The organism is Enterococcus sp. C102(2024) (assembly GCF_040888205.1).
Lineage (GTDB): Bacteria > Bacillota > Bacilli > Lactobacillales > Enterococcaceae > Enterococcus > Enterococcus faecalis.
The window spans coordinates 530,941-552,183 of record NZ_JBFOHH010000002.1; the positions used below are offsets into that span (position 1 = coordinate 530,941).

General features: G+C 37.7%; 16 protein-coding genes. 4 read left to right on the forward strand and 12 right to left on the reverse strand.

The features are described from left to right. Nucleotides 1-84 precede the first annotated feature (84 nt). The 5 genes from AB3I34_RS07135 to fdrA form a co-directional block, all read right to left on the reverse strand. Entirely contained in the window at nucleotides 85-1,305 is a 1,221-nt protein-coding gene (locus AB3I34_RS07135; RefSeq protein WP_010711957.1) for a dicarboxylate/amino acid:cation symporter, read from the reverse strand. Nucleotides 1,306-1,311: 6 nt separating this feature from the next. Further along, nucleotides 1,312-2,250, reverse strand: coding sequence for a carbamate kinase (gene arcC / locus AB3I34_RS07140; RefSeq protein ID WP_002355252.1), 939 nt, complete (start codon nucleotides 2,248-2,250; stop codon nucleotides 1,312-1,314). A gap of 134 nt (nucleotides 2,251-2,384) precedes the next feature. Beyond that, entirely contained in the window at nucleotides 2,385-3,638 is a 1,254-nt protein-coding gene (locus AB3I34_RS07145; protein ID WP_002355251.1) for an MFS transporter, read from the reverse strand. 9 nt (nucleotides 3,639-3,647) lie between these two features. After that, entirely contained in the window at nucleotides 3,648-4,481 is an 834-nt protein-coding gene (locus AB3I34_RS07150; RefSeq protein ID WP_002408673.1) for a DUF2877 domain-containing protein, read from the reverse strand. Continuing rightward, nucleotides 4,474-7,485, reverse strand: a complete 3,012-nt coding sequence (gene fdrA / locus AB3I34_RS07155; RefSeq protein WP_002355249.1) for a DUF1116 domain-containing protein — start codon at nucleotides 7,483-7,485, stop codon at nucleotides 4,474-4,476. The genes AB3I34_RS07150 and fdrA overlap by 8 nt, the downstream gene beginning before the upstream one ends. A gap of 122 nt (nucleotides 7,486-7,607) precedes the next feature. On the opposite strand from fdrA, the gene AB3I34_RS07160 reads away from it, so the two are divergent. Further along, on the forward strand, nucleotides 7,608-9,200 hold the full coding sequence (locus tag AB3I34_RS07160) for a PucR family transcriptional regulator (protein WP_002355248.1): 1,593 nt from the start codon (nucleotides 7,608-7,610) through the stop codon (nucleotides 9,198-9,200). After that, complete coding sequence (locus tag AB3I34_RS07165; protein ID WP_010711956.1) at nucleotides 9,175-9,987, forward strand: alpha/beta hydrolase; 813 nt, start codon at nucleotides 9,175-9,177, stop codon at nucleotides 9,985-9,987. Before AB3I34_RS07160 ends, AB3I34_RS07165 begins: the two co-directional genes overlap by 26 nt. Nucleotides 9,988-10,026: 39 nt before the next feature. Here the strand turns inward: AB3I34_RS07165 and AB3I34_RS07170 are convergent, their stop codons facing one another. The 5 genes from AB3I34_RS07170 to AB3I34_RS07190 all read right to left on the reverse strand — a co-directional run bounded on the left by AB3I34_RS07170 (nucleotide 10,027) and on the right by AB3I34_RS07190 (nucleotide 15,656). Further along, nucleotides 10,027-11,238 carry an amidohydrolase family protein gene (locus tag AB3I34_RS07170; protein ID WP_002408670.1) on the reverse strand — a complete coding sequence of 404 codons (1,212 nt, stop codon included), beginning with the start codon at nucleotides 11,236-11,238 and terminating at the stop codon, nucleotides 10,027-10,029. 51 nt (nucleotides 11,239-11,289) lie between these two features. Then, entirely contained in the window at nucleotides 11,290-12,093 is an 804-nt protein-coding gene (locus tag AB3I34_RS07175) for an ankyrin repeat domain-containing protein (protein ID WP_002373191.1), read from the reverse strand. A gap of 173 nt (nucleotides 12,094-12,266) precedes the next feature. Beyond that, entirely contained in the window at nucleotides 12,267-13,310 is a 1,044-nt protein-coding gene (locus AB3I34_RS07180; RefSeq protein WP_002387660.1) for a DUF4822 domain-containing protein, read from the reverse strand. 218 nt (nucleotides 13,311-13,528) lie between these two features. After that, the gene (locus AB3I34_RS07185) at nucleotides 13,529-14,494 is read right to left on the reverse strand and encodes a DUF4822 domain-containing protein (protein WP_085444067.1); all 966 of its coding nucleotides are present in this window, start codon (nucleotides 14,492-14,494) and stop codon (nucleotides 13,529-13,531) included. 184 nt (nucleotides 14,495-14,678) lie between these two features. Beyond that, nucleotides 14,679-15,656, reverse strand: a complete 978-nt coding sequence (locus tag AB3I34_RS07190; RefSeq protein ID WP_002373189.1) for a DUF4822 domain-containing protein — start codon at nucleotides 15,654-15,656, stop codon at nucleotides 14,679-14,681. 324 nt (nucleotides 15,657-15,980) lie between these two features. On the opposite strand from AB3I34_RS07190, the gene AB3I34_RS07195 reads away from it, so the two are divergent. Both AB3I34_RS07195 and AB3I34_RS07200 read left to right on the forward strand, forming a co-directional pair. After that, entirely contained in the window at nucleotides 15,981-17,324 is a 1,344-nt protein-coding gene (locus tag AB3I34_RS07195) for a cell wall metabolism sensor histidine kinase WalK (RefSeq protein WP_025189292.1), read from the forward strand. Continuing rightward, the gene (locus AB3I34_RS07200; RefSeq protein WP_002355236.1) at nucleotides 17,321-18,013 is read left to right on the forward strand and encodes a response regulator transcription factor; all 693 of its coding nucleotides are present in this window, start codon (nucleotides 17,321-17,323) and stop codon (nucleotides 18,011-18,013) included. Before AB3I34_RS07195 ends, AB3I34_RS07200 begins: the two co-directional genes overlap by 4 nt. A gap of 51 nt (nucleotides 18,014-18,064) precedes the next feature. Here AB3I34_RS07200 and AB3I34_RS07205 read toward each other — a convergent pair whose 3' ends face one another. Both AB3I34_RS07205 and ezrA read right to left on the reverse strand, forming a co-directional pair. Further along, nucleotides 18,065-19,210 carry a cysteine desulfurase family protein gene (locus AB3I34_RS07205; RefSeq protein WP_002375791.1) on the reverse strand — a complete coding sequence of 382 codons (1,146 nt, stop codon included), beginning with the start codon at nucleotides 19,208-19,210 and terminating at the stop codon, nucleotides 18,065-18,067. Between the two features lie 125 nt (nucleotides 19,211-19,335). Next, nucleotides 19,336-21,072, reverse strand: coding sequence for a septation ring formation regulator EzrA (ezrA, locus tag AB3I34_RS07210; protein WP_002375789.1), 1,737 nt, complete (start codon nucleotides 21,070-21,072; stop codon nucleotides 19,336-19,338). Nucleotides 21,073-21,243: the final 171 nt, after the last annotated feature.

Sequence of the window (21,243 nt, forward strand, 5' to 3'; positions counted from 1 at the left end):
TTGCTCCTTTATCATTAATCTTAAAAAAGGGAAAGAAAACAAGTGATTTTCTTCTTCGACCTTGCATTTCCTCCCCATTTTTCACTACCTATTGCTACTGTTAAAGACAGTATAGTCAATTTCATCCACTGATTTTGCAACTAGGATAGCAGAGTAAACATCTGAATTGACATTTAAAATTGTTCGTAACATGCCAACAAACCATTCGACGCCTGCAAAAATTGCAATACTCTCAATGGGTAAACCCATTTGCGGAACAATCACTGCCAGTGAGACTAAGCCCGCACCGGGAACAACTGCGTTTGCTAGTGAGACAAACGTTGCTGTAATTGCTAAGTAAATCATTTTCGTAATATCAAACTCTAGCTGATACATCTGAGCGATAGTCATTACAGTAAAAGCCATATGCATCGCTGAACCGTTACTGTTTAATGACATACCTAACGGCAACACTAAGTTAGTAATTCGCTTACTTAAACCTAATTTTGTTTCTGTTTCTTCCAAAGCTACTGGTAAAGTAATTGCTGAAGAAGTTGTCGCCAAGGCCATCACAGACATATTTTTCATGTTTGTAATTAAACGTAGTGGACTTACTTTACAGTACAATGTGATAACCAAAATCCAGATGCCCAAAAATAAAATAGTTCCTAATCCATAGACCAATAGATACTTCACTAACGGTAAAATAATTTGAAGGCCTAAGTGACTAATTGTTGAAGCAATTAAAGCAAAAATCCCCAGAGGTGCTAGATACATGACGTATCGAATGACTGTAATGATAACTTCATTAAAGTCCACAATTATTTGGAAGAGTTGTGTCTCTGGATGGCTTTGTAAGTATTTATTCAGTGCTAAACCAAAAAATAATGCAAAGACAATAATTTGAATAATCGATCCTTGAGTCAGTGAATCAAAAATATTTTTCGGAACGAAATTTAAAATCGTATCAGTGATTGAGATTTCTTGCGCTTTAATAGAAGCATCTTGGAAGCCAGTCATTTTAACACCGTATCCTGGATTAAAAATGACTGCCATTAGGACGCCCCATAAAGCGGCAGCTAAGGAGGAAATCCCGAAAACAGCGATTGTTCTACCCCCAAGGCTCGTTAATTCTTTTGGATTAATACTGCCAACTGCTTGGACAATTTGTCCTAAGATCAAGATAGGAATAGCCATTTGCATCAGTCGCAAAAAGACATCTCCAACTATTTTCAAGTAATTGCCGCTAGCAGGAATCAAGAGTCCTACGAGGATTCCTACGACAACAGCAATTGCAATTTGGGTGATCATGGACGGTTTTTTCATGGTAAACTACCCCTTTTGACTGATCACAGTTCCTGCTTCTTTATCGATGTTTTCTAAGTTTTCGATAGAAGTAATGATTGCTTTCCGTTTGTCATCACCTTTTACGAAGTCTAAGGCAGCTTCGATTTTTGGTAGCATACTACCAGCAGCAAAGTGACCTTCTTTAATGTATTCTTCTGCTTCGGCTACACTGATTTGTTCTAATGCTTTTTGATCTGGTTGATTGTAATTAATGTAGATGTTATCAACGCCTGTCAAAATAATCAAACGGTCTGCATCAACGTTTTCAGCTAAAACACGTGCAGAGAAATCTTTGTCGTTAACCGCTTCCACACCTACGTATTGTCCGTCTTCTGCTACGACCGGAATGCCCCCGCCACCAGAACAGATAGTTAAAACGTCCGCCTCTACTAAAGCACGAACCGCCTCTTTTTCAACAATTTCTTTAGGCATTGGTGATGGAACAACTTTTCGGTAGCCACGGCCAGCATCTTCCACATACGTAGAGCCATCTTTGGCTGCTTCCGCGTCAGCTTCTTCTTTTGTATAGAATGGACCAATTGGTTTGGATGGTTTTTTAAACGAAGGATCTTCTTTGTCCACACGCACTTGCGTAACTACAGAGATAACTGGTTTAGCAATGTTACGTTTTTCAAACTCATTAGTTAAAGCATTTTGTAACCAGTAACCGATGCTTCCTTGTGTCATCGCAACACAAGTATCCAATTTCAACGCTGGATTTTTTTCACTTTCGCCTGCTTTTTGTTGTAAAAGCAAATTCCCTACTTGTGGTCCGTTTCCGTGACAGACAATGACTTGTTCCCCTTTAGCAACAAATTCTGCAATATATTTGGCCGCGTGATTAACGACGGCTTTTTGGCCTTCATCTGTTGGATCCGTATCTAAAATAGCATTCCCACCTAGGGCAATTACGTTTAAACTCATTGATTGATTCGCTCCTTTTTAGTAAAGCAAAGACAAAATCTTTTCAGTATCGACGGATAAGAAATAATTTGTTTACGAAATGAAAGATTTTGTCTTGCTCATTTTGATTGTTTCAGTCATTATCGAAGGGATAATTAACCTAATTTCGGTTTACTTTCATCTTTAGCTAAGAAAGCAAAAGCTAGTAAACCAATAACTAATAGTACACAAGAAAGATAGAAGCCAACTTGCATTGAGCCTGCTGTATCTGCTAAATATCCTGTGACATACGGTGCTAGGATTGACCCTGACATCCCGATAAAATTATAGGCACTTAACGTTGTTCCTAAGGCCGCTTTTGGTGCATGTTTGGTAACAAAAGTCACCATAATTGGATCTAACGCTAATTTCCCTGTTAACCCATAAAGAATTAAAACAGAAATTAACAATGTCCGATTTGTTACAAAAGCAATCGCAAAGACAGATAGGATTGCTAAAGGTACTAATGTAAAGACTAATTTTTTCGTCGCACCTGTTTTATCATTCAAACGAGCAAAGATTAAGGCGCCTGGAATAGAGGCCCATGGTACAAGTGATGAAATGAAACCAACGCTCGCTCCTGTAAAGCCACGTTCAGCAATTAAAAATTGTGGCAACCAAGTAATAATGACAAAGTTTGCATAAATACTTGTGAAACATAAAATAAATGCGGCTAATAAATTACGATTTGAGAAAATTTCTTTTAATGAGATCTTTTCTTGCGGTCCTTCTTCAGCAGCTGCTCGTGCAGCTTCTTCACCAGGACGAATCACTTTTTCTTTCAAAATTGTATAGAAAAGAATTCCTACGATAAACGTTGGAATCGCCATGATAAAGAATGGTTTGCTCCAATGTTCACCATTTTCTAAAACCAACTTACTTGAAAGTAAGTACCCACCTGATGTACCGAAGGCCATCCCACTATTGATGATGGCATTACCGATGGTCCGTTTACTTGCTGGAATCGCTTCTGTCGATAGCGCATATTGCGGGCCATAGTAAGCGCCTTGACCAATACCAGCAATTGCACGAATGACTAAAAACATAACAAAGGTTGTCGCTAATCCACTAAAATAAGTAGAAATAGCAAGAACGATAAACCCAACAGCAATGACTAATTTCCGCCCAATTTTATCGCCAATCATCCCAAAAGGAATCTGTGCAACAGCATAGGTTAGAAAGAAGATACTATTGGCTAAACCAAGTTGTGTGTTACTTAGACCAAATTGTTCTCCAATGACCCCCATCACTGGATTAAAAATAGTTCGTGTTGCGTACATTAAAATCCAGCCTACGAAGAAAATGGCTACGACTTTAATCCAGTAACTATTGCTCACTTGCACTGCTTGATTTTTTTTACTATTCTCCATGTCTTCTCCTCACTTCTCATCTAACTCTACAGATTGTAAAGCTAGTAACATTCCAAATGACATATCTTTACCAGAGGAATGTCCGATTTGTATAATTCTGTCAATATTTTCGTCAACTCTATTATCCCGATGGTTCTCCAAATCCAAGAGTAACTGATACAACAATGAATTTACATATCCTTTAGCCGAGCTTACAATATAGCCTTTACTAACATCTGTTGTGGATAAATTTGCTGCCGAAAGAGTAGCGGCTAACGCCGCAGCTCTTTCATCAGCAAGTATGAACAGAATTGTTTGATACGCCACTAAAATGTCATCACCACTCGGGGTTAACCCTTTGCCCCGACCAATCAGATAATTCGTTACTTCTTGCCATTCCGATAGTGTCCAAACTTTTTGTTTTTGGCTCATTTTTTTGAAAATATGCTTTGCTCGTTCATCTAAAGGCAGGCCAATTCTACGTTCTAAGTTTCTCGCTAATAAGCGGTCTCGCAACAAGCGTAATTGGTCTTTTTCTAACTTGAAATGAGTAATGTTTAAAGAAACGACCTCGGCAGGTGTGAGTTGGATCGTTTTCACGCCGACTGTACTGTAAAAGGTCAACTGATTTTCTGTGATTTTGACTTTATTACCTTGTTGTACATACGGAAAGATTTCTTGAAACAATTGATCTGGCAAAAACATACCAAAGCTTGATAAATAATTATGGAAGTTTGCAACATTGATTAATTGATCCTGGACTTTCAGATTAAATGAACGTTCAAAAACACTGTGAATGGTTCCCATCTTGCCATATTGGTGGATAGGAAAAATGTAGTCACTAATGACTAGTTGGTTATTCAACCGTAATGCCTAGTTTCTCAGCATACGCTTCTAGGGCTTTTTCAAAACAGCCTAGAGGTGCTCTAACTGTCCCTGCACCAATTTGACCAACACCGGCATTTTTGTGTGCAATCCCTGTATTGATGATTGGTGTAATTCCTAATTCCACCACTTTACGGATATCAATTCCTAAACAAGTTCCTTGGAAATCCCAAGTTGGAATTGAGAATGTTGGGTTGTGTCCTTCACAGATTTTTGCCATTTCATTTGAGGTTGCTAACGCATCTTCAAAGCCACCTGCACCAACAAACCGTGTTACGCCAGGTGCAGCTACCATAGCCATTGCTCCAACGCCTACTGTTTCAGTAATTGCACTATCCCCGACATCAGGATTTCCGTCTTCTTCGCTGAAACCAGTGAAGTAAAGACCTTTTGGTGTATTTACTGGTGCGGTATGCCATTGATCGCCTGTTTCTGCAATTCGGACCCCAAAGTTCACGCCGTTACGAGTCATCGTTGTGACAATCGTTCCGTTGGTATCTTTACGGGCACCATCAACAATTGCTTTTCCAGTTGCCATCATGACATTTAAGAAGAATTGATCTGTGTCAGCTAAGAATTTGATTACTTCGTATTTTTGATCTTCTGGAATATCTGTTTTGATAATTAATGGAGACAATTCTTTTAAGAAGTTCAAAGATGCGGCAATATTTCTTTGGTGGAACTCGTCACCCATTGTAATAGAGCGCGCAATCAATACGTTTAAGTTCAAGCCTTCTTCAGAAAGTTTCAAGGCTTTCGCAATCGTTGGTCCTAAAACATCTTTAATCCAATCTAAACGATCAACTACTTCTTGTGAATAAGCACCAAAACGCAATACTTTACCGATACCTTCATTCAAGATACAGTATGCTTCGTTACCTTCTAAACGATTTTCTACAACAAAGACTGGCATATTACCAGAAGTAATACCGCCCATTGGTCCTACTGCTTTTACATGGTGACAAGGAATGAAACGTACTTCGCCAGCTTCAAAAATCTTCAAAGCATCTTCTTCATTGTCTGCCCAACGTTCGAATAATGCAGCTCCGATACAAGCACCTTTCATTGGTCCAGTCATTTCAGACCATTGGATTGGTGGTCCAGCATGAAGTAATGTTTTTTGTGCATCATCATTTAATTCTGGAATCACTGATTTCGCAGGTACCACATCTACTAAGAATGGTTGTGCATTTTTAATTTTATCTGTTACTTTGTGATTTTCAGCTTCGATTTGTTCACTGTAATCTTCCAAAGCATCCAAAATTTTAATCATTTTCTTATTGCCGTTGGCACGCGGACGCCAGTTAAATTGAACAGTTTCGCCACCGTAATCAACGATTGATTCTGTAAAGCTTTGCAACCCAACGTTAATAATTCTTGGTTTGGTTGTTAATAGTTCCATTACTTTTTCGCCTGGTTTTGGTACATCGACAGTTGGTCCGTTGTAAGCAACCACTTCTTTATCGTCTTCTGAAATTTCGATTCCTTTTAGTAATAAAGCTAATTGAACAGCTTTAGCATTGCTTTCTGCAACTAAAACGCCGCCTTCTTTCAAACGATCAACCGACGATTGGTAATTTTGCGGATCTTTCGTCGTCCCACAGACAGTTGCAACAAAGTAAAGATCACGTCCTGCTTCTTTGGCTGTGGCACGCGCTTCTTCAATTGCTGGTAATAATGCACCAACCATGTCTTCATGAGCACCGTAGCCTAACACCACATCGAATAAGATAATCCCCGTTTTTTCATCTTGTGCGTATTCACGAATTTTTTCGATACGAACATCTGGGTCAATCATTGGGTGCGGACGACCTTGTGTATACATATCATCGCCTAAGTCAATGACTTCATAACCGTGAGATTTCAAGACATAGCCTTCTGCTTTCACTAAACCGCCAAGGTCTAAAGCTTCAGAAATTAACATACCTGCTTCAGAAGCTAATGTACCACCTGAATATAAGCCTTTTACAACTTTATCTTCTGGTAATGTTGGTACAGCTGGTTTTGCTAATGCTTCAAAGTAATTTTTCTTCACGGCCACATCATTTGCTAAATCAACAGCAATTTTAGCTGTTTCTTCTAATGTATGAGCTAGATAAACTTTACCTTCGTGACTTGTTGGTTTTTCTCCTAAGAAAATCGCAACGACTGGTTTTGAAATGCTTTGTAATAATTCAACCACTTCATCACGAACTTCTTTTGCAGGTGGTTTAGAGATGACTGTAATCACATCGGTTGGTTCGTGATTTTCTAAGGCCACAATAGCATCTTTCACAGTTATAGCGCCTACTTTGTCGCTTAGGTCACGACCACCAGTACCAATGGCGTGAACAACTCCGCCACCTAAGCGGTCAATAATCGTTGTAACTTCTTGAATCCCTGTTCCTGAAGCACCAACTACGCCAATGTTTCCTGGAGAAACAACATTTGTAAAGGCGATTGGAATACTTGAGATAATACCAGTTCCACAGTCAGGGCCCATCATTAATAAGCCTTTTTCATGCGCTAATTTTTTCAAACGTACTTCATCTTCAATTGACACATTATCCGTGAAAGAGAACACGTGTAAATCATTTTTTAAGGCACGTTCCATTTCTGGCGCACCATATTCACCAGGAATACTGAATAGCGCTACATTCGCCTCTGGTAAAAGATCAAACGCTTCTGACCAAGAAGTTGCTGCTTGTGCTTCTTCACTAGTTCCCTTTGCTGATAAATCATCTAAGAATTCATCAATCGCTGGCATAACTTCTTCCATGATGTTTTCTTTTTCACTGTCAACCACAATCATCATGTCGTTTGCAGATGCACTATTGGCCTCATCCGTTAACAAGTTCGTGTTGTTAAGGATGTCTTTGTTGGCATCTGTTCCCATCATGATTTGACTCATGGTTACACCATCTAATGCATTGATTTTATTGGTCAATAACATTAAGTTGATGGAGTCTTGGTAATTGTTTTTCAAAATTACTGTGTGTAACATTGTTCATCCTCCTATCTATTCCTTACAATGCTATTGTATCGAAACGAGAAAGTGTTTTCATCGGACATAATTCTAAAAAAATGGTATAATTTTTATCCATAAGAGGAAAAAAGGAGAAAACGATGAAATTAAGAGAGTTATTATCGATAGGTGACTTAAAAAAAGGTAAAATTTTGACGAAAGAGATTGGTTTAGACAATGAAGTTGACTCGGCAATGGTCTTAGAAGCGATTGATATCGAGAACTGGAGTAGAAAGAATCAGTTAATTTTGACTTCTTTCTACGCATTGCATGATTTACCAGAAAAAGAGTTGGAAAATTTTTTCGTAAAGATGCGCCGAATTGGCATCAGCGGCTTAATTTTGAAAACAGATCGATTCATTAAAATGATTCCAGAGTGGTTTATCGAATTATGTTTCAATTATGAAATTCCTTTAATTAAAATCACACAAGACATTAGCTATGAAAAAATTCTATTTACGATTTACGAGCCTTTGTTGAATTATCAGTCGCATGTCTTACGTACGTATTACGATGTGCGCCAACGTTTCACCAAATTAGAGCGCCACTACCCAACGGTTGAGACGATTATGCAAGAATTTTATGACATCATTAAATTACCCTTCGCTTTAAAAATGTTGGATAAACATCTAGAAATTAGCGATGGCGACTTACCTCATGATGCGATTGTGCTCTCAAGAGAAAAACTAAAAAACAGTGAATTCACTAAAAATGATTACTCTCTTTTAACACTTTATTCTCATGCCAACCCCAAAAAACAGTTGGCACTAGAAGTTTCTATTTTCAATAGTTATTCCACTAATTGTTTACTTCTGGTTTATTTACAAGATGAAAAGGTTAAAGAAACGGATTTAGTGATTATCGAAAATGCGATTGATGTCTTACAAGAAAAATTCAATACCGAAAATTTGTTAAAAAAAGAACGGTATACTCGTTTGAACAACTTAGCGGATGCTATTTTACAAAATACACCGCAAAATCCTGACGAGCTAAACAGTTTGCTTCGTGAAGTGCAAATGCAAGAGCTAGATTCTTACCAAGCGATTGCTTTTTCTACCAAAGACACCAATACACAACTCATGAAAGAACGAATTATTGCCTTACTTCGTACCCTGCGTGTGAAATCCATCTTCTTTGATCAGCTAAATTATTCGGCGGTCCTTTTTAACTTCAATGAAAGTGATGGAAAAATTACAAAGCTGCAATTAAGTCGTTTATTAGCTGAACTTTTAGAAGAAAACGACACGCTTACCGTTGCCGTCAGCAGTTTAAAATCACGAGAAGGGATTAAAGAGCTACTGATTGAATGTCTGGACATTCTGCGCTTTAATGAAACTTTTTATAACGGACCAATTGTCACCTTAGCCGATATTGGGGTATTTAAAAATTTTATCCGCGAAGACCAATTGGAAAATTTAGACGAATTAATTCCTCGCGCACTTTATCAATTAGCCGAAAACAACTACGATTTATTTGAAACTTTGTACAGTTTTTTCCAAAATAACCGCAACTATAAACAGACCTCTGAAGCGATGTTCCTCCATTCAAAAACGATTCGTTATCGTTTAAACAAAGTGGAACAACTTCTTGATATTGACTTAGCCAATCCCTTGCAATTGTTAAATTATGAAATTGCCACATACATTATAAAGATGAGGAGACGTGCACTTGAAAAACAATCAAACACTCGCTAATGGCGCAACAGTTACTATCTACCCCACTACGACTGAACCAACGAACTATGTCGTCTATTTACACGGTGGCGGGATGATTTATGGAACCAAAAGTGATTTACCAGAAGAACTGAAGGAGCTGTTTACAAGCAATGGCTATACCGTTTTAGCACTGGACTATTTGTTAGCTCCAAATACAAAAATCGATCACATCTTAAGGGCGCTAACGGAAACCTTCCAATTGTTAAACGAAGAGATTATTCAGAACAAGCCCTTTGGTTTGTGCGGGCGTTCCGCTGGCGGTTATTTAATGTTACAGTTAACCAAACAATTACAAACACTAAATTTGACGCCACAATTTTTAGTCAATTTTTACGGCTATACAGATTTAGAATTTATTAAAGAGCCACGAAAATTATTAAAGCAAGCCATTTCCGCTAAAGAAATAGCTACCATCGACCAAACGAAGCCTGTTTGGGATGATCCTTTTCTTTCTCGCTATCTGCTGTATCATTACAGTATTCAGCAAGAACTATTGCCGCACTTTTACGGGTTACCAGAAAATGGGGACTGGTCTGCTTACGCACTGTCAGACGAAACATTAAAAACTTTTCCACCTTGTTTCAGTACAGCTAGCAGCTCAGACGAAGAAGTGCCGTTCCGCTATAGCAAAAAAATCGGACGGACCATTCCTGAGAGTACCTTTAAAGCGGTTTACTATTTAGAACATGATTTTTTAAAACAAACCAAAGATCCTTCGGTCATCGCTTTATTTGAGCAATTGGATAGCTGGCTGAAGGAACGATAAGCATAATAAAAAAGAAGCGAGAAATCTCGCTTCTTTTTGTTATTTTTGATAAAGTGTGGTTCCTTTTACCACACTGATTTCCACCGGTGTCTGACGAGCGACAAAAGCCGCCGCACATTCTGCTTCAGTGAGTAAGTATGTTGCTTCAGCACCAACTTGCGGCCAATTTGCTTGCCCTTGTTCGTCTAAAGTTGTGACACCATCTGTCACTAAGCCCAATAATTGGGTTAGAGCATCTTGATCTTTCACATTAAAAAGTTCACCTAAACGAGCCAATTTTTCTTGTAATGAACCATCACCATAAGGAGACCAGCAATCGTAGATATTGTCACAACCAAGATGGACATTGACTCCATGTCGTAACAATTCCATAATTGGCGGAATCGTGTTAGGTGTGATTGGCACGCTGGAATTAATATGAATTTTTTCTGCTGCTAAAGCATCATAAACTTCGTCACGTTCTTCACCAATGAAATCATTTAACCCGAAAGCATGACTGATAAACACTTTCTCTTGTAGGCCATATTCTTTTGTTAAACGGATAATTTCTTTAATCGTTGTTGTCCCAGCTTCGTGACGGTCATGTAAATGAATATCCACACCAACACCATGTTTATCTGCTAAGCGGAATGTTTCAGCCAATGATTTTTTGTAATCACCATCTAGTGAATAAGGATCCACGCCACCAATAAAATCGGCACCTTTTGCCAATGCTTGATCAACTAATTCAACGGAATCTGAACGTAGTAAGCCGTGCTGTGGAAAGACGACAATTTCTACCGCAAATGGTTTCGTTTGGGCCAACGCTTGGACTTCATCAAAATAACGTAAGTCTGTCATCGGCTCCACGTCGACATGTGTTCTGAAAGCTGTCGCGCCATGTGGTAATTCTAAGTCAATTAAATGATTTGCGCGTTCTGTTAAAGAAAGTTCTAAACTATCTAAATAAGGAATTTCTGCTTCGACACGTTCCACAATTGACTTCGCTGGCGTCACTGGATACCACGGAACGCCTAGTTTACTTTTATCAAAGTGACAATGTTTTTCAATCAAACCTGGTAAAATCAATTGATGGTGACCATCAATAATTGTCAACCCAGGTTCTTCTACCAATTCTTCATTGGGAATGATTTTCGTAAATACTCCATCTGTTACTTCAATTGCTACTTCTTTGGTTACTGTCCCAGATAACCAGTCACCTTCTTTTTGATACCCCGTTTCAATTCGAACATTTTTTAACCAATAATTCATGCTTTCCTTCACTCCTACCTGTATTTATTCCTTCCCGAAAGGACACAATACTTAGTTGTACTGTGCTAAAATTTTACTAATTTCCGTATAACCTTTTTGATTGGCATAGTCCATTGCTGTTCGACCAGAATTGTCTTTAATGGATTGATCCGCACCATTTTCCATTAACAATTTTACAATATCTTGGTAAAGTTGGTTCCCTTCACGTAACCCCACTGCCTCAATCAACGCTGTATAGCCAAAGTCATTTTGGAAATCTATGTCTTCTCGTCCATCTTCTAACAAGAGCTTCACATTGTCAATATGTCCTTTTTCAGCTGCCGGAATTAACGCATTGCCACCGTAACGGTTATGCTTATTTAAATCTGGGGTCGCATTTTTTAACATATACGCTAAAATCTCCGTACGTCCTTGCGCTCCCGCATAAAGATAGGGACTATCACTAATGCTATTTTGCAGATTAATATCGGCACCCCGATCAATCAACGCTTTTGCAATCTCAATGTCATTATTGTGAACAGCGATATTGAGCGGTGTGTTGCCTTCTGTGTCGACTTCATCTACTTGATAAGTAGTATCTTGTAAAATTTCCTTGACCTTCTTCGTATCTCGTTGATTGGCTGCTTCTAAAAGCGCACCCACTTCATAGGTCTTCATCGGTTCTTTCACTTCCTCTTTTGATGTTGTTTGAGCCACCGAACGGGTTGTACTGGTGCTTTCAGTTTTTGCACTACTTTGAGTAGTCACCGTTTGACTATTTTTTGACGCTGCGGAAGGTGTTTCTCCTCCTTGACACGCAGCAAGTAATGGAATGGTCACGACACTTAATAGCCCCATTAAAATTTTTTTGTTCATTGTGCTCAACTTCCTTTCCTCGAGAGAAATATGAGATTTGTCTCCAGTGGTTCTAATCTAACGAATCTTTTTTTATTTGTCGATTAAAACGCTTTCTCTGTTTTTCTATTTTAAAAAGAGAGAAACCAAAAGAAGTCGAAACTTTTTTTGGTTTCCATTCGTATGTTTTGTTCTTAAAAGGTAAATTCAGGATTAAAAGTTCCTTGGTATGGTTCATGTTCCACGTAGACTTGGATATCGTTTCCTTCGTTATCTTTACCCATTCGTGTGTACGTAAAACGATTATCATTCAATTCTGTTAATTCTAAGACAGCACCATAGCGATTGGTTCCAATGGACACATGGGCACGGAATTTATTTTGATTTCCTACTTTAAAGTAGCCATAGTCGCCACGAGTTTCACCTGTTTGTAAATTGAAAAATTCATATTTGCTGCTGTCTTGGTCAAATTTCGCTAAGCTGATAAAGTTTTGGTTGGCCGAAGTTACGTCATTGCCATCTTTATCCACTACTTTTGTGCCATTCCAAAGAAGTTGCGGTGTCCCATCAAAGGAAGTTTTACCAATAATTTCATCCCCTTGTCGATTTACATCAATCTGGCCTGTTTGTTCTGTCATGGCACGGCGTCCATTCGTGAATTCTAGTGTTCTGGGACGATTATTGGGGTATGGCTGCGGACGACCATAAACTGGTCCTGAGGTTGCTTTGTTTTCTACGAAAACTTCAATATCATTTCCGTTTTTATCTTTCCCCATCTGTCTATACGTAAAAGTATCTTGGTATAAAGTTCTAAGTGGGTATACACCTTGATAATTTTTGGTTTCAGAAATAATTACAAGACGGGAAACATCTGTAATACCAGCGGTCATAAAGAAGGTTCCTTCATCTCCTGTTGATTCTCCAGTCTCTTTATCAAAAAATTCATAGAAACTAGTGGTTGCATCAAATTTGATTGCATGTAATAGGTTTTGATTTTCATCTGTTAAGTCATTCCCATTTCGATCATAAACGCGTGTTCCAGCCCAATCTTTTTCTGATAATCCTTCATCTTGTCTAATACCAACTGAACGTAAATACTCAGGTAAATCCCCTAAATTATTGGGATTGTCTACGCTTTGAGGAACGTATGCTTCTGCCGTCAAAGCCCCTCCTGCTCCACCAACTAATAACGCACTTAAAGCCAACAACGTAATTGTACCAACGATTTTTTTCTTCATAAACGACTACTCCCTTTCCTTTTGATAATTTAAGGATAGCAAGTAGTTATTAACTCCACCTGTCCATAATATGAACAAATTATTAAATAATAATCACTATAATTATCTTAATAATAATATTTAATTATAACTAATAACAATTTATTTATAGAAGAAGAGAAAACAAAAGAACGTTGGGGGACGTTCTTTTGTTAAATAAGAGAGAAGACAAGAGACTTTTAGAAAGTAAAGGCTGGGTGATATGTGCCTTGGTAAGGTTCATGTTCCACGAACACTTGAATATCATTACCAGCATTATCTTTACCCATTCGAGTATACGTAAATCGATCATTGTTTAGTTCCGTTAATTCTAGCGCTGCACCGTAGCGATTCGTACCAATAGATACATGGGCCCGAATCTTGTTATTGTCCACCACTTGGAAGTACCCAAAGTCGCCGCGGGTTTCACCCGTTTGTAAATTGAAAAATTCATATTTACTTGTGTTTGGATCAAATTTCGCTAAACTAATGAAATTTTGATTGGCCGCTGTCACATCATTACCGTTTTTATCTACGACTTTTGTGCCATTCCACAAGGTTGTTCCTAAAATTTTATCCCCTGATTTATTTGTCACAATTTTGCCAGTTTGATTGGTTAATGCTTCACGTCCATTTGTAAAAGCTAATTTTTTCCCATGATAAGGGATGTGTTCCACGTAAACTTCAACATCATTCCCCAGTTTATCTTTCCCTAAACGCTTGTAAGTAAATTTGTCTTTACTCACTTCGGTTAAATCCACTACGGCTTGATAATTTTGTGTCCGCGAAATTAAAATTCGTTTTGTGCCATCACCTGTCACAAAAAATGTTCCTTCGTCACCACGGGGTTCCCCAGTATTTTTGTCGAAAAACTCGTAAAAACCGGTTTCACCATCATATTTTGCTAAACCAATAAAATTAGCATTTTCTGCCGTTAAATCATTACCTGCAGCATCATAAACTCGGGTTCCTTGCCAGTCCGTACCAGATAAAATCTTAGTCGCCTTATCGCCTTTTGTTTGGCCATTGTTTTGATGTTTGCCTAAATTTGCTGTAGCACTATTTGGATTGGCTGCATGACCTGCAAATGCTGGACTTGCATAACCTGCTATAAGTAACGTACTTAATGTTACTAAAGTAATCGAACTTAATACTTTCTTTTTCATAAAGCATCGCTCCTTTTCTTTGATAAACCTATCTTAACAAACGATTCTAAACTACCACTGTCAGAAAAATGAACAATTTATAAACGATTAAAAACAACTATAAACTATTTTTTTGTTAAAAATGAAGCGGTCAAAAGAATCCTTTACTTCCTTTTGACCGCTTCATCCACTCGTGATTGACTAATTAGAACGTGAAGTCTGGCGTAAAGTCTCCTTCATATGGTTCATGTTCTACAAAGACTTTAATTTCTTTGCCATTGTTGTCTTTACCCATTCGTGTATACGTAAAACGTTTATCATTTAATTCTGTTAATTCTAACGCAGCTCCATATTTATTGTCACCAATTGAAACGTGGGCCCGGATTTTGTTATTATCAATTACTTGGAAGTAACCAAAATCTCCACGGGTTTTACCCGTTTCTAAATCAAAGAATTCATATTTACTTGTTTTATTATCAAATTTCGCTAAACTAATAAACATTTTATTTGCTTCAGTAACATCGTTACCGTCTTCATCTAAAACTTTCGTGCCATTCCATAATGTAGCCCCTAAAATGTCATCCCCAGGTTCATTGGTAACAATTTTGCCAGTTTCTGTTTCTAAATCTTTACGACCGTTCGTAAAAGTTAACTTTTTATCAGAATAAGGGACATGCTCTACAAAGACTTCTACATCTTTCCCGTCTTTATCTTTTCCCATTCGCTTATAGGTAAATTTATCTTTCGTCACTTCCGTTAAATCAACGACTGCTTGATAGTTTTGTGTATCCGAAATCAAGATACGCTTTTCGCCATCGTCTGTCACAAAAAATGTGCCTTCATCGCCACGGGTTTCACCTGTTTCTTTGTCGAAAAATTCATAAAAACCTGTTTCACCATCATATTTTGCTAAACCAATAAAATTAGCATTTTCTGCTGTTAAATCATTATTATTTTTGTCGTAAACTTTTGTGCCTTGCCAATCAGTACTGGATAAAATTTCTGTTAATTCTTGTCCTTTTGATTGCTCTTTAGCTGCTTCTGCTGAACTAGAGACTGCAGTGCTTGAGCTAGCTGCACTTGATTTATCTGTTGCAGAGTTGGCTCCGCCAGCACAGCCTGCAATCAACAGCGTACTAAAGGTTAATAAGGTAATCGTACTAAAAACTTTTTTCTTTTTCATAGTTGGTAATCCCCTTTTTTCTTTTTGATATACCTAGAATAGCAAAGCCTTATAAACTCCTACTTGCCGAAAAATGAACAAATTATAAACAAATGAAAAAAAGTTAATAACAATACTAGCTTTTTTTTGTTCACTTGTAATACACTATAAGTAAGAAATAGATTAAAACCACTAGGAGGGACGCTTTTGACCATTAAACGCCGCTTTTTTATTTCTTATATTAGTGCCATCATTATTACTTTAGCCTCTGTTTTAGCTGTTTTATCCTTAGCTTCTTACATCACATTAGGAACTGTCCCCAGTTTGCCCCAAGCTTACCGAATGATGAATAAGCAACGACCATTGACCGCTAACGAAGAAGAAAGTTATTTGGCCTTAGATCAATTGTTAAAAAAGTCACCGAAATTACTAGATACGCCTTTGAGTAAAGAATTAAAGGAAACGATTCAAACAATTGAGGCAAAAGGATTAAGTGTGATTATTCGAAAGAATGCACGGTTTCCTTATTATTCGGATAATTTAGTAGAAAAATCTTTGTCTGTACATATTCCAAACTACGAAATGAATAATATTATGCCAACTGGCACACTGGATAATGCAGGGCGTCTATATCATTATGTCAAATCCGATTTTCATTATTTAGATGGTTCTAACGGGAGCTTTATTGTCTTGAAACGCGAAAGCAGCCTTTTTGAATTCTTCACACGCTGGATTATCTGGATGATTTTGTTAATTATCCTTATAGCCATTGCGGCAGCTTGGCTCATTAATAAGCGCTTAACCAAAACCACTATCGAGCCATTAGAAGCATTAGAAAAAGCGACTAAAACATTGGGTAAGGATGCCCAAAAAGAAAATCCATTTACACCAACTAGCCACCAAACCGTCTCAACGGAAGTCAAACAGCTCCAACTTAGTTTTGAACAAATGTGGCAAGATTTAGAAGAAGCCAATGCGGAACGCGAAAAATATGAAGCTAATCGGAAAGAATTAATTGCAAATATTTCTCATGACTTAAAAACACCAATTACTTCTATCATTGGTTACGTTGAAGGCTTGATGGATGGTGTTGCCAATACCGAAGAAAAAAAACAGCGCTATTTAACGGTCATTCATGAAAAAAGTTTAGGCCTCAATGATTTAATCGAAGAATTATTTTTGTATTCTAAATTAGACCTAGACCGTGCTGCCTTTACAATGGAAAAGACCAATTTCACTCGTTTTATTGCACATATTCTTGAAGAATACCGTTTGGAACAAGAACTCGTGATCACTTCTGTACTTCCCACCGAAGCTTTATACGTTCAAATGGATCCAACGCAGATGAATCGCGTGATTACCAATCTAATTCAAAATAGCATTAAATTTGCGGATCCCACTAAAGAGCAACTAGCCTTTACGATTTCTTTAACGCATAATCAAACGGACTTAGTTTTAACCATTACAGATAACGGCATTGGTATCGATAAAAAAGAATTACCTTATTTATTCGAACGCTTCTATCGTGTAGACAAATCTCGAACCCCAACAGTTAAAGGAAGCGGCTTGGGGTTAAGTATTGTCAAACAAATTATTGACTATCATCAGGGAACAATCACTGTCACAAGTAAAAAAGGAGACGGTACCAACGTGATAATTACGCTGCCGTTGTTGGAGGATGAAAAATGAAACCACATGTATTAATTATTGAAGATGATCCAAGCATTGCTGATTTGCAAAAAGATTATTTAGAAATTAATGATATGACCGTCACAATTGAACATGATGGAAAAAAAGGATTGGAAGCAGCTTTAAATGAGCCCTTTGATTTAATTATTTTAGATGTGATGCTGCCAACTATGGATGGTTTTGAAATCTGTCGTGCAATTCGGAAAAAAAAGCAAACGCCGATCATGATTGTTTCGGCTAAAAAAGAAGATATTGATAAAATTCGTGGGCTTGGCTTAGGTGCTGATGATTATATAATCAAGCCGTTTAGCCCCAATGAATTAGTCGCTCGAGCAAAAGCCCATATGAACCGTTATCAATTGCTAAGCAAAGCAGAACAACCACCACAATTACTAAAAATCAATGAAATCGCTGTCGACACTGCCGCCCACAAAGTGTTTGTTTTAGAAAATGAAGTTATTTTTACAAGCAAAGAATACAAATTGTTGGTTTTCTTGATGGAACATCCTAACCGTGTGTGGAATAAAGAAGAACTTTTTGAAAGTGTCTGGGGGTTTGATGCCTTAGATACTGAGGTTTCGACTGTCGTTGTTCACATTAAACGGATTCGGGAAAAATTAAAAAAAGCCAATCTTTCTGACTCTCCAATTGAAACACTCTGGGGAAGTGGCTACCGCTTCAATCGATAAAGAGAGCAAAAATAAGTCGGAGCCTATTTCTAGGCTCCGACTTATTTTTTATTAATTTACACGAGAAAATTTTTGATAAAGTTGGTTAAAAACAATCATAAATTGTTCAATCTCTGCCATTGTATTGCTTTCATCTAAACTAATGCGCACAGCGGAAGTCGCTAATTCCCCTGGCACATGCATGGCATATAAGGTGCTGCTAGCCATTTTTTTCCGGCTAGAACAAGCACTCGTAGTCGAAATATAAATCTGTTTTTCTTCCAATGCATGGACTAGCACTTCGCCGCGGATCCCTTTCAAAGCAAAACATAAAATGTGTGGCGCAAAATGTTCATTATCTTGTGAAAAAACAGTCACATTTTGAAATTCTTCTAGCGCCTTTAATAAATAACTTCGTAATGTCGCCACATGTTGCGGCCGTTGTTGTTCGTTCTCTAAATGCAAACGCAATGCTTTGGCCATTGCCACAATTGCTGGTACGTTTTCTGTCCCACTGCGTTGGTTGTTTTCTTGCCCGCCTCCTGTTAAAAGCGGCGCTAAACGTTTTCCTTGTTTCCAATACATAAAACCAATGCCTCGTGGTCCATGAAATTTATGTGCAGAAAATGTTGCAAAATCCACCCGATCCGTTAACCACTCTGAGTCATTGACTTTCCCAATTGCTTGAACCGCGTCTACATGAAAATGAATTTTAGGAAACTCCGCTAAAACCTCGCTGATTTCTTTAATTGGTTGAATCGTTCCCACTTCATTGTTGACTGCCATAACAGAAACCAAAATCGTTTCTTTTCTAATTAATTTCTGTAATTCCTCGACTTTCACACGACCTTCTTTATCCACTGGCGCATAAGAAAGTTCAAAACCTAGTTCGACTAATTGTTCCGCTGTTTCTGTAACTGCTGGATGTTCCACTGCAGAAATAATAATATGATTACCAAATTCTCGTTTTTCGATTGCCGTTCCTTTTAAAACCCAGTTATCTCCTTCAGTTCCGCCACTTGTAAAATAGATTTCATTTGCTGAAACATTGATTAGCTCCGCAATCTGCTTCCGTGCTTGTTGTAAGAGCCGATTCGCTTGGCTGCCTAAGTCATGCAGACTAGACGGATTGCCAATAATCCGCTGACTGGTTTTTACATATGTATCTAAAGCCTGGGGGTAAATCGGTGTAGTTGCACTATTATCAAAATAAATCATTTGTCACCCTTCTTTTTTAAAATTCTTTCCCATTATATACTTTCTAAAGTATCACTTCAAGTCACCACCACGCCATAAAAACAGAGGCTTGTCTGTCGACAAACCTCTGTTTAGTGATTGTTTAATTAAATTGCTGTTAAATTAGGGTTATTGATATTTTTAAAATAAAAATCTTCGATTCGTTTGAACGCCCCTGGCTCAACAGCTTCCAATGCTGTTCCAATTTCATCTAATGCATCTTGATAACGGAATTCTGTCGAGAATAAATACATGCTTTTATCTAAAGCCGTTCGGATGTTCTCGTGAGTATGACGATAGCGGTTTGCATATTGCATCATTTGTTCTGTCAGAGCTGCTGCATTGACTAAATCTTTTGTTTTCTTATCTAATAACTCTAAATCATCTTCGCATAAGTCACACAAACGATTGATTTCATCCATGTTAATGCGCATTTTATTTAAGGCTCGGCTTAAATCTTCAATTCGATCCGTTGCCACATAGAAAAATTCTAAGTAATCAGCAGACAAACCTGGTAATCGTTGCTTTTCAACATACCGTTTGATACTCCGTAAACGGAATTCGTATTCGTCGACTTTTTCTTGGGCGACTTTTTCGCCTTTTCTTAGTTCTTTCAATGAAGCATCAATTTCTAATTGTTGATTTTCAATATCATCTAAAATCTTATAGCATTCTTTATAGAACGCTTGAATTTCAGAATAAGGAACGGTATGTTCTTTCATTCGAGGTTCCAAGTCTTTTTGACGGCGAATAATTTCTTCAATTTCCGTTTGGAAGCCACGACTACGTCCTAGCTCGTTGTTGTTTAAGGTATAGCTTTGTGATACATGGTCCAATTCAATCATTAATTGACGGTTATTTTTTAAGGAATGAGAAATATAATCATCAATAATTTTTTGATTGGTCACGACATATTTCTTCGCTTCAATTTCACGTTCCATCACTTCATATAATGCATCAATCGCCGTTGCTGTGTCGCGGTTCGCAACCTCTACTGCGGCAATCTCTGTTTTTTCTAAATCAGCCATTGAATTCTCGACACGTTTTTTCGCATGTTGAATTTCTTCAGCAAAGTTTTGTTCAGGGAACACATAATCGTCAGCTAATAATTGGTTGTAGCCTTCTTCGATTTCTTTTAATTGATCTGGGAAAGTTTCATTTAATTCTTCATACATTGGTGGAATCCGTTTCATTAAGTCTTCCAATTCATACGTATGACGTTCTGCATCTTCTAGGACTTCTCGAGCCTCGATTGGGTCCCCCGATGTATTTAGTGTGACAAATTGTGTGAATTCAATTTCGACGTTTCTTAATTGTTTTTGGATTTCGGAGTAAGCTGGACCAAAGCTAGCTTTATCATCTTTTAGTGATTTACTTAATTCTTCATAGACATCCAAAGCTTTTTGAACTTCTAATGAATTGCGCTCTTCACTTTCACGTAATTCTTTCAAGCCATTACGAATGACTTCCACTTCGGCTTCCATTTCGGTCATCGTTTCATTCGCTTCCACGACTGCTTTCTTCGCTTTCATGAAACGGAAAATTTCATTTTGATTTTCGACTTCATAAATTTGACTCTCTAGTTCGGCGAAAGAACGCGTCGATAGTTCTACCCAACGTTGATTCCATTCACGGAAACTATTTTGACTCTGTCCAACTAGATGCATCTTTTTAATGTCATCGATTTCTTCAAAGACTGGCAAGTCAAACAGGGCTTCTTTACGAACTTCTAATTCATCTAATTGTTCTTGATTTTTTTTGCGCATAAAATAACCAATTAAGTATAGCACCGCAGCAATAATAACGATTACTAGTACTAAAATGATAATCCAATTATTCTTCATTTTGGCTCCTCCGATAATTTTTCTATAATAAAAGAAAGGTTGTTTGTTCTCTTCACACGGTTATCTATTGTTCCTGACCCTTGAAAAAGGGCATTCTTGCAGAAATACCTATAGAAAATTATAGCACAAACTGTATATTCATTCACTAGTTATAACAAACTTTTTTAAGAA